The 14907-nt window shown below is 46.0% G+C and carries 14 protein-coding genes; 5 read left to right on the forward strand and 9 right to left on the reverse strand.

From position 1 onward, the window contains the following. The first annotated feature begins 139 nt into the window (after positions 1-139). The gene (locus tag B2739_RS07730; protein ID WP_331345289.1) at positions 140-976 is read left to right on the forward strand and encodes a polysaccharide deacetylase family protein; all 837 of its coding nucleotides are present in this window, start codon (positions 140-142) and stop codon (positions 974-976) included. Positions 977-1029: 53 nt separating this feature from the next. On the opposite strand, the gene B2739_RS07735 is transcribed toward B2739_RS07730, so the two are convergent. After that, positions 1030-2679, reverse strand: a complete 1650-nt coding sequence (locus tag B2739_RS07735) for a hypothetical protein (protein ID WP_331345290.1) — start codon at positions 2677-2679, stop codon at positions 1030-1032. Positions 2680-2923: 244 nt separating this feature from the next. Here B2739_RS07735 and B2739_RS07740 point away from each other — a divergent pair, with 244 nt between their 5' ends. Then, positions 2924-3826, forward strand: a complete 903-nt coding sequence (locus tag B2739_RS07740) for a lipid kinase (protein ID WP_331345291.1) — start codon at positions 2924-2926, stop codon at positions 3824-3826. A gap of 51 nt (positions 3827-3877) precedes the next feature. Continuing rightward, positions 3878-4321 (forward strand): hypothetical protein, encoded by a 444-nt coding sequence (locus tag B2739_RS07745; RefSeq protein WP_331345292.1) that lies wholly within the window; start codon positions 3878-3880, stop codon positions 4319-4321. Between the two features lie 26 nt (positions 4322-4347). Here B2739_RS07745 and rlmE read toward each other — a convergent pair whose 3' ends face one another. The 4 genes from rlmE to B2739_RS07765 all read right to left on the reverse strand — a co-directional run bounded on the left by rlmE (position 4348) and on the right by B2739_RS07765 (position 8298). After that, positions 4348-4968, reverse strand: coding sequence for a 23S rRNA (uridine(2552)-2'-O)-methyltransferase RlmE (gene rlmE / locus B2739_RS07750; RefSeq protein ID WP_331345293.1), 621 nt, complete (start codon positions 4966-4968; stop codon positions 4348-4350). Between the two features lie 78 nt (positions 4969-5046). Then, entirely contained in the window at positions 5047-5286 is a 240-nt protein-coding gene (locus tag B2739_RS07755) for a toxin-antitoxin system HicB family antitoxin (protein ID WP_331345294.1), read from the reverse strand. Then, positions 5283-5708 carry a putative toxin-antitoxin system toxin component, PIN family gene (locus B2739_RS07760; RefSeq protein ID WP_331345295.1) on the reverse strand — a complete coding sequence of 142 codons (426 nt, stop codon included), beginning with the start codon at positions 5706-5708 and terminating at the stop codon, positions 5283-5285. Before B2739_RS07760 ends, B2739_RS07755 begins: the two co-directional genes overlap by 4 nt. Positions 5709-5805: 97 nt before the next feature. Next, the gene (locus B2739_RS07765; protein ID WP_331345296.1) at positions 5806-8298 is read right to left on the reverse strand and encodes an esterase-like activity of phytase family protein; all 2493 of its coding nucleotides are present in this window, start codon (positions 8296-8298) and stop codon (positions 5806-5808) included. Between the two features lie 212 nt (positions 8299-8510). Here B2739_RS07765 and B2739_RS07770 point away from each other — a divergent pair, with 212 nt between their 5' ends. Both B2739_RS07770 and B2739_RS07775 read left to right on the forward strand, forming a co-directional pair. Continuing rightward, positions 8511-10130, forward strand: coding sequence for an NAD(P)/FAD-dependent oxidoreductase (locus tag B2739_RS07770; RefSeq protein ID WP_331345297.1), 1620 nt, complete (start codon positions 8511-8513; stop codon positions 10128-10130). Between the two features lie 5 nt (positions 10131-10135). Beyond that, entirely contained in the window at positions 10136-10864 is a 729-nt protein-coding gene (locus B2739_RS07775; RefSeq protein ID WP_331345298.1) for an RNA methyltransferase, read from the forward strand. A 36-nt stretch (positions 10865-10900) separates the two neighbouring features. Here B2739_RS07775 and B2739_RS07780 read toward each other — a convergent pair whose 3' ends face one another. From B2739_RS07780 to B2739_RS07795, 4 genes are all read right to left on the reverse strand, one after another. Beyond that, a complete protein-coding gene (locus B2739_RS07780; protein WP_331345299.1) occupies positions 10901-11767 on the reverse strand; it encodes an alpha/beta hydrolase in 867 nt (288 codons plus the stop codon). Between the two features lie 30 nt (positions 11768-11797). After that, on the reverse strand, positions 11798-12718 hold the full coding sequence (locus tag B2739_RS07785; RefSeq protein WP_331345300.1) for a polysaccharide deacetylase family protein: 921 nt from the start codon (positions 12716-12718) through the stop codon (positions 11798-11800). Between the two features lie 125 nt (positions 12719-12843). Beyond that, a complete protein-coding gene (locus B2739_RS07790) occupies positions 12844-14061 on the reverse strand; it encodes an acyltransferase family protein (RefSeq protein ID WP_331345301.1) in 1218 nt (405 codons plus the stop codon). A 31-nt stretch (positions 14062-14092) separates the two neighbouring features. After that, the gene (locus B2739_RS07795; protein ID WP_331345302.1) at positions 14093-14692 is read right to left on the reverse strand and encodes a CIA30 family protein; all 600 of its coding nucleotides are present in this window, start codon (positions 14690-14692) and stop codon (positions 14093-14095) included. Between the last annotated feature and the right edge of the window lie 215 nt (positions 14693-14907).

A 14907-nucleotide genomic window follows, 5' to 3' on the forward strand; every position in this document is an offset into this window, starting at 1 on the left:
ATCCGGCCAAACTGAAATTTCGTGCAGAAATGTAAATGGGATGGCGCAGCTCCATTTCGGGGGCTAAGGTTGCACTTACTCTCTTCCCAAAAATTACCCTGATAAATCCAAAATCACCCTAATAAAAAGGAAAACCGCAATGACAATAAATATTCACCGCCCTTCTCTTTTGTCCCACCTGCTGGTGGGCCTGCTGTGTATTGCACCTGCCAGTTTTGCTGCCGATAAAGCATTTGTCTGGCCAAATGGTGCCAAAGCTGCCGTTAACCTTGCCTATGACGATGCCGTACCATCGCAATTGGATAACGCCATCCCCGCATTGAACAAATACGGTTTAAAAGGCAGTTTTTACTTAACACTGGCTGCGGACACCATTGCCCATCGCCTTGCGGATTGGCGCAAAGCGGCCGCTGACGGACATGAACTAGCCAACCATACGCTATTCCACTACTGCTCCGCCTCGGGCCCAGACCGCAGCTGGGTTCAGCCGGATAATGATCTTGATAAAATCCCAGCCGCCCAGTTAGCCATGCAGATCCGTTTGGGCAACAGCATGCTGCACGCGATAGACGGAAAAACCGAACGCACCTTTACAACACCCTGTGGCGATCTAAAAGCGGCCGGAGTGGAATACCTGCCCTTGGTAAAAAATGAATTTGTCGCGATCAAAGCCGCGTTTGGTGGAGTGATCCCCGATATGAACACGCTTGATCCCTATATGGTGACCGTAGCAGTGCCATTTGATGTCACCGGAAAACAATTGATCGATATGGTCAAAGAAGCAGGCGCCAAAGGCACCATGATCAACTTTACTTTCCACGGCATAGGTGGCGATCATCTGATGGTATCGAACAAAGCACACGAAGAATTGTTGAAATATCTGGCGGACAATAAAAATATTTATTGGACGGATACGTTCCTGAGCATCATGAAATATGTGAAAGAACAACAAGCGCAACAACAGAAAACCCAATAACCACAAACAATAACGGGGCAACTTATGCCCCGTTATTTGATTCCGCTAATGCGTTAAACAATTCCCAAAAACAATCTGTCTTTACTTGAGTGCAATAACTCTTCTACCGCTGTGCGCTGATTATTTCCCTGCAACTTTTCCAGCAATTCTGCAAATTCCTGCACGCGCCTGTCGCTATAGGAATATTCCTCCTGATCGGCCAAGGTGTAATTCACAAACTGACTTGTTTGTTTTTCCCTGCTGGCATCCTGCTCAATCCATATATTATTCACGCGGTCATTGGTCATGGATAAAACGCGGCTGGTGCTACCTTCTTCGTGTTCAGTGGTATAGGTGTAATTACCACCCAGATCGTCCAAATACGCTTTGGGGAAAAATTCAAAATGGCTATTGGACAACTCATAACGAGTCTCTTGTTTAACCAGTAAGTTGTCACCATTTTGTTCTGTGCGGGTCTCCTGCTCCAGCGTTAACACCATTGCGGCGGCTTGTACATAAAAGCCAGGATTATGCAGTACAGGCGAACGAAAAGTGGCTTTAAAATCTGGCAGTCCGGAATCAAACGCGGCCAGTGCAGACTCTGCTTTCCCAATATCGGGATCTTGCTCCTTTTGCGTGGGGCCAACGGCAATAAACTCCGAAAATAACGATTCAAATGCATCCATCATAAAACGCTTGGAAGCATTGGGTGTATCGCTTTCATCTGCCGAACGGCTGATTAAATCAATATATTGTTGCAGCAGCTCATGCTCCAGCGTGCTCTCTATAGCGAGTGTTTGCAGCTGGGTTTTGATATCCACTTCATAACCGCGCACATCTTCCGCAACCAAATGCTGGGTTTGTGCAACTTCATCTACAGTAAATTCATAGGTGTGTTCAACATAGGTGTCATTTTCAGGATCGGGGCGCTGCAAGGTGAGTTTGAAATAGTGGATAGTGTCTGTGTCTATATCCTTCAGGCCGCGCAATTCTGCTGTGTCGGTGCGAAAAAATTCATCGCCCATTTCACCCAATTTCGCAGCCAATTTTTCCAACGCATTTTGCTCTTGCTCAGACAATTCACCATCGACGGTAAAAGAGAATTCCAACTGTGCTGTTTCCCGGCCCGATGTATTACGGCTGAATTGGATCTGGATACTATCGCCTTCTTTGGTTTTTATGGTGAGGAAGACTGATTCCTCACGCGTGCCCGATATTTTGGAAAAATCCGGCTCGAATTTCTCAACCGCAGTATTGTAGGGAACATAAAATTTCCGCACTTCATTGCGATACTCAGTGGTCTCACGGCTTAGCGCACCCACTTTGCTGAGCAAATTACTCGGCGTAAAAATAATTTTTTTATCGCTGAGTTGATTGAACGATTGCATCAACGCTTGTGATGTCGCCGTTGCCGCAGGGCCAGTGGGGCTTTTATCGCGCAGCAGATGAACAATCACAGGCTCGACATAGGTTTGTGGAGGCTCAAATGTGCGCCCCAAGGTCACGATTGATGATGGTGTTGATGATGAGGGTATTGACGATGGCGCTGATGGAGATGGAACTGCCTGAGATGGAACTGCTGGAGGTGAAACTGCAGTAGGTGAAATTATCTGTGCAGTATTCGCTGGATGCCGGGCAGCCAGACCAACAGCAGATTCACCGGTTGCTCCAGCAACGGTAGTGGGAACACTGTACATAAGACCAAGCGCAGGTGTGACTTCCATAAAATAGACTCCATCGATTTCCTTTTGATTATCGGCAAGCAAGGCAAAACCTTTAATTGCATTGGCACCCATCGAATGGCAGATTACTTGCTTGATAACATCCAGTCCGGTTATTGAGCCTGAGCAACTGTTCTTTTATACGCAAATCAGACACAAACCAGAAATAAATCGGGAACCGTTTACAAACGATTATGTAAAAAACAACCGGCTTAAACGACATCGATTCATACAAGGATATTTCGCTGTGGATTCACCCGTAACACCACACCATACAACAGCACTGCTGATTTTGAATTCCAATAGCCGCAGCGGCGATACTGCCGATATCGCAGACGGTTTGGGGCTACTGGCCAATAATGGGATACAGGTTATCCAGAAAAAAACATCCAGTGCGCAGCAGACTGTCCAGCACATCGAAGATCACGCGCAGCAGATCCAGCTGGTTATTCTGGGCGGTGGGGATGGCACCATCAGCAGCGCTGCAGCAAGTTTATATAAACATCAGCTCCCCTTTGCCATATTGCCACTGGGCACTGCAAATGATCTTGCTCGCTCGTTGAATATTCCCGCCACTTTATCGGGTGCGTTCCAGGTTATTGTGGATAACCACAGAAGCAGAATTAATTTAGGCGTGATCAATAATCATTATTTTTTTAATGTTGCGCATATCGGACTGGGCGTTAAGGTGACAAGTGAATTAACGCCGCAAGTGAAAAAAACCTGGGGGGTATTCAGTTATCTGAAAGCAGCCTTTGCGGCGTTTAAAAAAAGCCGCCCGTTTCGTGTCGCTCTTCACGTGGATGGAAAAACGCACTATTTACATTCCATCCAAATCGCAGTCGGCAATGGCCGTTATTACGGAGGCGGCAATGTAGTTGATGAAAAATCCGAAATTGATGACGGCACACTCTGCCTGTACAGCCTTCCACCCTCTACTTTATGGAAATTGCTGAGCTATACGTTTTTTCTGCGCTACGGAAAACACCATTACATGCAGGAAACCTTTACCGTTTCAGGGCAGCACATTGAAATAACCACCCGCAAACCCAAAGATATTATTGCCGATGGAGAACTCATCGCTAAAACACCTGCTGTATTTAAGGTTATTCCACAGGCACTGGAAGTCATCAGGCCATCACCCGATTGATACATGGCATTCATGACAAGCCACATCATGACAGGACATCAGGAGCAGACCATGTTTTATATTCTTTCAGACACTGAAGTTGCACTTAATGAATTGTTAGTCGCTTGTCGCGCAAGCATCGACCATTATGAAGCGGCATGCGAGTTGATTGGTGATGAAGATAAAATCACGTTGTTTCGCAGCATTACCAACCAACGCACCGACTTAAGCGAACAATTGGCTGCCGCTATCCGCGAACTGGGGGATCTTCCTGCTGCGCCCGATCCTGACAAAGAAACCAGTGAGATGCTCATCGAACATTTGGGGGCATCGCTTTCGGAAAATGACGCAGACTATATTATGTCGCAACGCATAAAAGCGGAGGAGCAACTTCAATCACTGGTGGATAAAGCCAGGGAAATGGAACGCGAATTATCCGAGGGGCATCGCGCCTTGTTAATCGATTTATCAAAACATATTGATGAAACCATCAAGGCGCTTTTGCTTAATCAATAGCATACAGAATCAAGAACGGGGCGACATTACCCCTTAAAACCCTTACCCACCACATACACTTCGCGCGAACGCGGGCGCGAGGCATCGGGCTTGCGAATCACCACTTTATCGAATGACGTGCGCACGTCTTTCACGTAATCATCGTAACCTTCGCCGTGAAAAACTTTTGCGACAAAATCGCCCTTGGGTTTTAACACGCTGCGCGCCATATCCAGCGCCAGCTCAACCAAATACATAGAAGACGCCTGATCCACCGCATCCACACCGCTGATATTGGGCGCCATGTCAGAAATCACCACATCCGCGCGGTTGCCGCCGAGCTTTTCCATAATCTGGTTAAACACCGCTTCTTCGGTGAAATCGCCCTGAATAAAATCCACGTGCTCCAGCGAATCCATCGGCAAAATATCGGACGCAATTACCCTGCCCTTCACACCCACCAAACGCCCCGCAATTTGCGACCAGCTACCCGGCGCCGACCCCAAATCCACCACCATCATGCCGGGGCGAATCAGTTTGTCTTTTTCATTTAATTCGATGAGTTTGTAAGCCGCGCGCGCGCGATAGCCATCCACCTGGGCTTTTTTCACATAGGGATCGTTGACGTGTTCTTCCAACCAACGGTTACTGCTTTTGGATCTAGCCATATTAAAACCAGGGTTTCACTTTTATGAGGCGTTTAAAACATTCTGTGCCGTATCGCATGCAGATATACATCACATCCGTTAGGGCAACTTATCTTCAGCAGCAGGTTCAGTGGCAGGTATTTTGTCCATCGCACTTAAAAATGCTTGCTCGCTACCATTGGCCGCACGCTTTTTTAAATATTCTTCAGTGAGATAGGCCGCCATTTTTTCGGCAATCGCCGATGCCGCAAACTGATTAATCGATATGCCATCTTTTTTGGCGAGCAATTTAATTTGCTCGTGAACAGAATCAGGCAAACGCAAACTCAGCGTACTCATATCAACCTCTGCTCGTGTAAAAATTCTTGGGGAGTAACCACTTTAATGCCAAACTGTTTTTCAACATCAGCAAAGTCACGCAGATTAAACGTCACCAGATATTGGCTCTGCGACGCTACTGCAGCTTCCAATACCAAATCATCTTTTGGGTCCTTCAGAAACGGGCGCCATAGAAAGAAAATTTCGTGGATGCTGGCGCGGCTCAACACGTAGTTCAATACCGCGTCGATCTCATCCGTCGATAGATGTGGCAACAATTCAGGCCGTTTTAATACCGACTCATACCCCACAAACAGGGGTACGGATAAACAGGGGTTATAACTAGCGGATGGCAGCGCCATCAGCAACTTAAAGGACGCACCCAAGCGGGACTTGAGGGCAGCAACCAATACATTGGTATCTATCACAATTGATGGAATCATATTTGGTATTATAGGTAATACCAAAATTTATGCAATCAGATTTCCGGCCAACAAAAAAGGGAGCCGAAGCTCCCTTGAAGTAACGCAGAGACGTTAATTAAAACAAGCGCCCCAGATTAATCAGTTGGGTTTCACCGCTGTGATCATTCACACCGTCATTATCAGTAACGATATACACATCCCCCTTCAGTGTTACGGCTGTGCCTTCCACTTTTTCCAACAGGGTGCCTGTGGTTGAACCCAACACGGGCTTGATATCTTTGATCAAGGTTTTGGTGATCACATCACCATCATTTACTGCTTGCAGATTGATTTTGTACAAACGCTTGATGGATGCATCCAGGCCACCACGGTTATCGCGTTCCAGGACCATAAATTCACCATTGCCAAGCGATGTAATTTCCGACAACCCCACCCAACCACCGGCATATTGCGAGCTGTACGCATCCAATGGGTAATACACAAATCTCCAGGTTTTGGTAGCCAGATCATAAATACCAATACGCGGATTAGTCTCACCCGCCCACGCACGCTGGAACGCGAGATACAAACTGTTGTTGTATTCCGCAATACCTTCGTAACCATTATTGATTTGCAACGCATTCACTGCTGCAGGTAAATGAATTACTGATTCAATCACGCCGTTGTTATCGGTTTTAAAAATTAAATTCATAGAGACTGCGCTTGCAGCAGCACCTGAACCTTCGGATGCAATCCAGAAACCGCCATCAGCCGCTTTTGCCAAACCTTCCGGATCGATATTCACTGATTTGTCAGCATTGATCATCGCCGCTAATTCAGCATTGGTCACGCTCGCCAAATGTGCGTTCACACCGGAATTGGCAAACACATTGTTGGTGTCCATGATTTTAGTTTCGCCCACAATCAGTGCTGGCTTGCTGCTCACATCCAAAGTGAAAATTCTGTTCTGGCCAAAGAAGCTGTCTTCAATTGAATAGAGAATATCGGGGTTATTGGTATCGCTGGCGAGTGCAGAGAGTGCGCTCCAGGGAATCGGGTTGCCATCGGGGCGATTAACCGATTGAACGGTAGGATATTGCTGCGTTTTCACGTTGTAGTTGTAAATATTCAAACCGGCGCGGATAGCTGCGCTGCGAATATCGCTCTCCGATGCAACTACAAATAAATTGCGCGATGGAATCGCCAAACCACCTTCTGGTGCGGCACTGGCGGGCAATACTTGTTTGAATACTGGCTTGGTCGGATCGGCAACATCGTAAACAAAAATCACACTGGAACGCTCGGAATTCACAAACAAATAACGGTCGCCACCGAACACACCCATTTCAATATTTTCTGGCTCATTGCCTTTGGCATCGGAGCGACGGTCCTGATAATGGCCAAAGCGAATTGCCATATCATCCAGCGATGAACCTGAATCCCAAACGACTTGCCCCTGCTTATTAAACACCGTAAAACCACGGCTGCCGCCATTCAAATCGCCTTCGTTTGCGGTGGCAAAATAATCGTTGTTAATCCAGGTTACGCCATCGGGCTCGCGCAGTTGTGCATTTTTTATTTCGACAGGTTTAATCACTGCGGGGCGATTATCGGTGAGGTCAACATTCACCATATCCACTGCGCCAGCGGTGAAATGATTTGCTACCGTAGCCGTCGCCAAATCAACCAACGCAATATGGTTATTTTCTTGCAAGGTTACTACAGCAATATTATCGGTATTGATATCGACAAATTCCGGCTCCGGATCTGCCGCATACAATGTCGCAATGCCGGTCAAGTTAACATCGCGTGTTGTCCAATTAGCAGGTGTAGCCGCCGTCAAATCAACCACCACCAATTTTCCTGCTGGCAATTGTGGCGGAAGGCCATCGTTCAAATCTTCATCGCGTTGGTTTTCAATCACAATAGCAGCGTATTTTCCATCAGGACTGATTGCGACTGAGTCCGGCTGCCCACCAATGCTGCGTCTATGCACAATAGTTTGGGTTGCAATATCGACAACAACAAAATCGCCAGAGGCATTAATAAAATCAGCAGAAGTATCTACCGCAATCAACGCATAACTACCTTTAACAGCAATCGACGTGGGCTCACCACCCATTGCCAACACACCCTTGGCTTGCGGCGACGCAGGGTTGGAAATATTGGTAAAACCGATTTGCTCTTTAAGTGCATCGGTATAAATCAATGTCATTCCATCGGTGCTGGCCGCAACAATTTCTGCAGCGGTTTCATCATTGGTGTTGCAACTTGCATTGACTTGCATACACGCAGGAAAGGTAGCAATGCGGTTAAAATTCATCTGTGCATTCACAGTTGTCTTATCGCACTGATAGGTAGTTTGCGTTACTTCACTCGCTTGCAAACTATTGTCATTATTTGCATCAACACCGCTTTCAATTTTCACGCCGCCTTTAAAGCACTGGCTGTTACCCGCCACCAGCAGGGTTTGGTTAATCAGGCTTTTTGCACCGTTGCTACCATTAGCCCCATTACTGCCATTGGTTCCGTTAGTGCCGTTTTTGCCATCATCGCCACCACAGCCAACCATCAAGGCAGGCAAGCTGACAATAACGGCCAGTGAGATTATTTTTTTTGCAAATTGCATGGACTGATCCTTTAAAGTTGAATAAGAAGACAATCAGCCCGCAAGAATGGTTATGACGTGTGAACAATTAATTGCAAATTCATGAAGCTTTGGTGACAAAAAGTGCAACTCAACCGGTGCGTTCATCTGGTAGCCGTGCACCAAGCCGCGTAAAATGCCCCTTTTTCCAGTCTTTCATCCTTTTGCCGGAAAGTTACCGGCCAGGAGCCATCATGATCCGTATTACCGAACTGCAACTGCCGCTCGATCACCCCGCTGAAGCACTGCGCGCGGCTATCGTCAAACGCCTGAAAATCAAAGATACCGATTTACTGGATTTCACCGTATTTAAACGCAGCTACGATGCGCGCAAAAAAAACAGCGAAATCACTTTTGTTTATATCATCGACTTGCAAGCGAATAACGAGGAAAAAATTCTCAGCCGTTTTGCCGATGATAAAAATATTCGCCCTGCACCAGACACCAACTATTATCCCGTTGCACAAGCGCCCGCCGATTTAACCGAGCGACCACTCGTGATAGGTTTTGGCCCCTGCGGTTTATTCGCCGCACTGACCCTCGCGCAAATGGGTTTTAAACCGATTGTGTTGGAACGCGGTAAAGATGTACGCAAACGCACCAAAGACACCTGGGCACTCTGGCGCAATAAAGTATTAACACCGGAATCCAACGTGCAATTTGGTGAGGGCGGCGCCGGTTTGTTTTCTGATGGCAAGCTCTACAGCCAAATCAAAGATCCAAAATTCTACGGCCGTAAAGTGATGCACGAATTTGTGCGCGCCGGTGCGCCGGAAGAAATTATGTATGTGAGCAAACCGCACATAGGTACTTTCCGTTTAACCGGTGTTGTCGCCGCGATGCGCGAAGAAATAAAAAGTCTCGGCGGTGAAGTGCGTTTTGAAAGTAAAGTCACTGACTTTATTATCGAGAATGGTCGCATTGAAGGCGTTACTCTAGCCGACGGTGAAACACTGCGCAGCCGCTATGTGGTGCTTGCACTCGGCCACAGCTCGCGCGATACCTTTCGTAAATTACATGAGCGCGGCGTTTATGTGGAGGCAAAACCTTTTGCCGTAGGTTTCCGCATTGAACATCCGCAATCACTGATCGACCATGCTCGCCTCGGCAAATACGCCGGTCACCCTGAACTCGGCGCAGCCGATTACAAAGTGGTGTATCACGCAAAAAATGGCCGCGCGGTTTACAGTTTTTGTATGTGCCCGGGCGGAACTGTTGTGGCAGCAACATCGGAACCCAATCGTGTTGTGACCAACGGCATGAGCCAATACTCGCGCAATGAGCGCAATGCCAACTCGGGGATTGTGGTGGGTATCGAACCAGAAAAAGATTTCCCCGGCGGCCCGCTCGCAGGTGTCGAACTGCAGGAAAAATTGGAATCGCGCGCATTTGAATTGGGCGGACATGATTACTGCGCACCGGGGCAATTAGTGGGCGATTTTATTCGCGGCAAACCATCCAGCGAATTCGGTGAAGTGGAACCCTCTTACAAACCCGGCGTAAAACTGGGCGATTTAGCACCGTCCCTGCCCGATTATGTGATTGATGCGATTCGTGAAGCGCTGCCAGAATTTGGCAAACAAATTCGCGGTTTTGATCGCGATGATGCCGTCTTAACCGGTATTGAAACTCGCACCTCATCCCCAGTGCGCATCACCCGAGATCACGAATCGCTGCAAAGTTTGAATACCCGCGGGTTGTATCCTGCCGGTGAAGGCGCAGGTTATGCGGGGGGAATTTTATCGGCGGGTGTGGATGGTATTAAAGTCGCTGAAGCCGTTGCTAAAGCCATGCTCGCTGATCTGCAAGGTTAATCGCCATGTCATTAAAACTGGATGAAGCCAAAAAACTCCACCACAAAAAATACCGCACCGAATTCGGTTATTTTTTGGTGGAGGGTGAACATTTAATTCTGGAATTGGAAAAAGCGGCAGCGATTAACCCTGCACTGAATCAATGCGAATTATTTGTGACCGAACAGTTCAAAGATTTTCCGAGCCAGTTTAAAAAACATCTGGTCAGCGAAAAACACATGGCGCAGTTGTCCGACACCAAAACGCCGCAAGGGATTATCGCTGTAGCGCCCTTACTGAATAACGCAGGCACTCAAACGGCCAACGAAAAAACCATTTACCTCTATGAAGTACAAGACCCCGGCAATTTAGGCACCATTTTGCGCAGCCTCGCCTGGTTCGGTAACTTCCGCTGTCTGCTCAGCCCCGGCTCGGTTGATCCTTATAACCCCAAAGTGGTGCGCTCCAGCATGGGTGCCATTTTTCATGTACCGATTGAATTGGATGTACCCGTCGAATCATTGGCTGAACGATTCAAATCTATCGCCACACTGGATATGAACGGAAAAGCATTGAGTGATAACAGTTTTAAAAATTTTGACTGCTACGTGTTTGGCAATGAAGCCCGCGGCGTACCGCGTGAGGCACTGCAGGCGATGAATGCACAAGCGTTTACTGTTACAGGCTGCGGGGCAATTGAATCGCTGAATTTGGCCTCAGCGGTGAATATGTGTGTGTATGAGTTAAAAAGATAATTCCGGCGGCTGCAGTAGCAGCCGCAATCAGGAATATTATTTTTCCAAGGGCAAGGTTGCCATCAACCCCTTGGAGAGCAGACCGGGGAAAACACTGTGATGACTCTCCCCTTGCAACACCTCAACATGCAAATTAAATCCTTCATAGTTGCGTGAGCGCAATTGTTTTTCCATCGCTAATAAATCAGTCACCATTGGATAGTAATCATTTTCAAGCGATCCAACAAACATAGCGACATTAACCGGTAGACGGTTATGGGTTTTGGCAAAGGCTTTTTCAAGCGTAAACATAACGCGATTGTCGTACCACAGGGATGGGCTGCCGATAATGTAATCAGTAAACAAATGTGGCTTCTTAAATAAAATATAAGTACCGAGCACCCCGCCGTAGGAATGCCCCACAAAAACCCTTTTGTTTGAATCAGTGCGATATTTCTTCTGCAATAAAGGGATGACCTGACTTTCAATAAAATCGACATACTCTTTGGCGTGACCAGACGCCTTACGAGCCGGGCTAGAACTCCCGTTTTTATCTGTCGGTGAAAATGTAGGTGTGTAATCGCGTGTACGGCTCAGCATGCGATCATCGCCTTTGGAGTAGGAAATACCCACTACAATCGCTTCCTTAACAACGGCTCCTCCCATTAATGCCATAGCACCATTGGTAATCGGAAAAGCCCAGCTAGTATCATTAACAATGATTAACGGGTAAGCCGTTTTTGTATCCTGATATGACTTGGGTAGCTGTACATAAAGTTCATAATCTTTGTTATTGCTGTTTGCATGAATATTAATAGTTTCATAAGCAGGATAACCAAATGGAGGAAGTTGGTTTGCATAACTGCCATTCATAAAAATGACAACACCCAGCACCAGCAACGCAAAAGCTTTTTTGATAAACATGTTATTCCTTTGTTTATTATTAATTATTGACTATTGATTAACAATCACGCCTGCCTTCGCAAAAGCCTGATCCAAATATTGTTCATTCTCTGATGGATGACGCAGCTCAGTATCGGGAATGCCTTTGCTGCTGGCAATAGCGGCAACCCTGCCCTGCTTATGCAAAGCAACTTGCGGGAATTTTTTAGCAATAGTGTCTTTATAGGCTTGCTGGGGCGAAATAATTTTCCAACCTTTACTGCGCAAATGATTTACCAGATCACCAATGAACAATGCCGCTGCATCATTCTCATGCAATAAAAGCACATGCCGAGGCGAACGCTTTAATGTTTTTTTGGCAATAGCATCATAAAACTCAATCGAGTCGTACAAACTATTTACATAAAAATCACGGGCTTTTTCATAATCAATGGTTTTCTTTTCTTCAGCCGCTTTGGTGATAAGCGAACTGATATACCAATCAAAATTATCGACAGTGACATAACCATCTTTATAGCCAAGCTCGGTCAGCAAAGCTTGTAATTGGTTAATATCCGCCAGATCTTTTCCATAATGGAGATAAGGAAAACGGTGAAAGTTCAGTACATTTTTAAAGGATTTTAATGCTAAATGCGCTTTGTAGGCATCCTCAGCGTAGGCATTTACACCTATTTGGCCTGCAGATTGATGGGAAAAACTGTGGTTTGCTAAATGAAAGCCTGCATCCGCATATTGTGTTAACCGATCTGCATTTTGGGAATCTATGTGGCCTGCTTTCACAAAGATCAACGCATCGGGCACATTGGCTTTTTTTAATGCGGCAATAATTTTTTGGGTCCGCTCAACGCCGGTCATTAACACTGAGTCAGGCGTGGGTGCATCATCAAAGGTCAATGCAATCTCACGGGCATTTGACATTGAGGTAACACAAAGCAATATCAAACTGAACAACGACAAAAAACGCTTATCCATAAAAAATCCTGATTATTATGAGGTTAATCCTTTTGGGTCATCCAAAAGAGGGGGTAGAGATAAGAGTAGATAGAAATAGTACAAGGTTTATCGACTATCATCCAACCCAATAGTTCAAACTCATTTTATATGGCTTCACGGCGATAGAACAAAAATCGCGGTTTGGAGTTGCCATTCAAAATAGCCCCAACAATTGTCGAGCGAATAAGTAAATCGTAAATCACAAGGGATATAACAATCGTCAGTAGTGAAATGCTGGCAATTTTTATTGACCAATGCCAAGGCAATTCAGCGAAAGCAATTTGCAGGTAGATAACAATCGGCAAATGGACTAAATAAAGCCAATAGGATGAATCCGCAAGGTAGCGGATTGTTTTGCTCGGGCGAGCAAAAAAGCGTCTGAACAATCCTATCGTCAGTGCAACCAACAACCACATCATAATGGCATGGCTGAACACAAAGCAGACTTTCAAAAATTGGTAGTGAGGATGCGTTAGTTTCGCTGATAGATCGTAAATCAAGCTTGTGATAATTATTCCGCTTACACAAAGCAAAAACTTATTCCATGTAAAATGAGAAAAATGTTCGATCAGTTCTGCTTGACGATGCAGCAACCATCCGAAAATAAAAAAAGCACCATACACCAACAATACCGGAACATTCGGAACCAGTGTTTTATCGGGTGTGTCTACGCTCCAGTAATTCATAAACCACAAGCAAATGGCGGTGGGAATGGCGAGCGCAAATATTGCAAGCTGCGAATTGCACATCCATCGCATCAAAGTATCGACCAGCTTCATCAATGGTTGCTGTATGGGTTGATATACACCTAATAAAAAACGCAGCAATATAACGGTTGCGCTAATTAATAGCAGGTAATACAAAAACCATAGATGCGTGCCTACCAATAAATCAGTTGGTAAATTTGCAAGACTGGCAAACCCCGCTTGTAGTCCAGTCATAATATTCACATCACCGCGCATGCTTTCGCCGCCGATAATCCAGCCGGATATCAACAATGGTCGCAATAAAAACCAACCCACTACAAACGGTACAAGAATGCGCAAAAAACGCGAGCGCATGAAATTGCGTCCGCCTTGGTTATGGAAACTCATATGGCTGAAAAAGCCAGCAATCAGAAAAAATAATTCCATGCGAAATGAATGGGCGATCATAACAAACAGCACAACAACAGAACTGGTTGATACATCCATGACGGCCCAGCCAATAAACATCGGCATAAACGATAAGCTTGTATGAAACACAATGCCTAGTATCAGCGCAAAGGCTCTGGCAGCGTCTAAATAATCCAGCCGCTGGTTGTTAAGTATTGGTTTATTCATAAGATCGCCCAACATGATTACGTTGAATGAATTAATAAAAACTCACTTCATCGACTGCAAAATCAAAACTGCCTTTTGCCATGTCATAGGCAGTAATGCTGATGCTGTTGAGCGTTTTGGGATTGAGCGGTGTCTGTTCAGACCAACTGCGTTTCATTGCGCTAAATGGAATTTTAACTTCATGGAATTTACCGTCGGCAGCCACTGCAATAAGCGCGACGTGATAGTCAAAATTGGAAACCTCTGTACTGTTAGCAGAAACGGAAAGATTGCCGCTATTCACTTTAATCAGCAGACGAACGCCTTCAAAGGCACTGCTATCTTTAGGCGTTCCCTGCGCTTCAAGTGGCAGTGCAATGCTCGCCCAACCCGGTTGGCCGCGCGGAGGAACAATCTCACCTTTTGTAGAGATCACGCCCTTCGCTACCAGCTGCTCGGTGGTTGTATTGCCACCTGCCATAGTGTCATTCACAAAATAGCGAGGAAAACCCAAGCTGGTCTGCTGGGCATTGCTAAAATCATCGACAACCAGAGCCATGCCAGACCCGAAGCTGATACTTGCAGATGCCAATAATGTGGAGAGCAATAAAGGTTGAATAAATATTAACGCGCTTGCCTTACGATTGTTCATGGGGGTTGCTCCATCTTGAGTGTTTTGCCATGAGGCGCTACTGGAATTAACATGCTGTTAACATGCAAGGGTCAAACACAGCATTGCCGTGCTTACCAATAAGTACCTGAGTGAAAAAAAAGGTGACAAAAAATTAATTTTTCGTGTTATTTGATTAAAAATTGATTTTTTTCGGGAGCGGTGACATTTTTTATCGTGTTCTTGTCACCTTTTTT

The sequence above is a fragment of the Cellvibrio sp. UBA7661 genome, from assembly GCA_002483365.1.
In the GTDB taxonomy this organism is placed as follows: domain Bacteria; phylum Pseudomonadota; class Gammaproteobacteria; order Pseudomonadales; family Cellvibrionaceae; genus Cellvibrio.

Bases quoted from the DNA above. Each gene is read 5' to 3' on its own strand.
- B2739_RS07790 (WP_331345301.1), bottom strand. From the start codon at position 14,061: ATGAATAAACCAATACTTAACAACCAGCGGCTGGATTATTTAGACGCT.
- B2739_RS07785 (WP_331345300.1), bottom strand. From the start codon at position 12,718: ATGGATAAGCGTTTTTTGTCGTTGTTCAGTTTGATATTGCTTTGTGTT.
- B2739_RS07780 (WP_331345299.1), bottom strand. From the start codon at position 11,767: ATGTTTATCAAAAAAGCTTTTGCGTTGCTGGTGCTGGGTGTTGTCATT.
- B2739_RS07765 (WP_331345296.1), bottom strand. From the start codon at position 8,298: ATGCAATTTGCAAAAAAAATAATCTCACTGGCCGTTATTGTCAGCTTG.
- B2739_RS07775 (WP_331345298.1), top strand. From the start codon at position 10,136: ATGTCATTAAAACTGGATGAAGCCAAAAAACTCCACCACAAAAAATAC.
- B2739_RS07755 (WP_331345294.1), bottom strand. From the start codon at position 5,286: ATGAGTACGCTGAGTTTGCGTTTGCCTGATTCTGTTCACGAGCAAATT.
- B2739_RS07730 (WP_331345289.1), top strand. From the start codon at position 140: ATGACAATAAATATTCACCGCCCTTCTCTTTTGTCCCACCTGCTGGTG.
- B2739_RS07760 (WP_331345295.1), bottom strand. From the start codon at position 5,708: ATGATTCCATCAATTGTGATAGATACCAATGTATTGGTTGCTGCCCTC.
- B2739_RS07770 (WP_331345297.1), top strand. From the start codon at position 8,511: ATGATCCGTATTACCGAACTGCAACTGCCGCTCGATCACCCCGCTGAA.
- B2739_RS07745 (WP_331345292.1), top strand. From the start codon at position 3,878: ATGTTTTATATTCTTTCAGACACTGAAGTTGCACTTAATGAATTGTTA.
- B2739_RS07795 (WP_331345302.1), bottom strand. From the start codon at position 14,692: ATGAACAATCGTAAGGCAAGCGCGTTAATATTTATTCAACCTTTATTG.
- B2739_RS07735 (WP_331345290.1), bottom strand. From the start codon at position 2,679: ATGGAAGTCACACCTGCGCTTGGTCTTATGTACAGTGTTCCCACTACC.
- rlmE (WP_331345293.1), bottom strand. From the start codon at position 4,968: ATGGCTAGATCCAAAAGCAGTAACCGTTGGTTGGAAGAACACGTCAAC.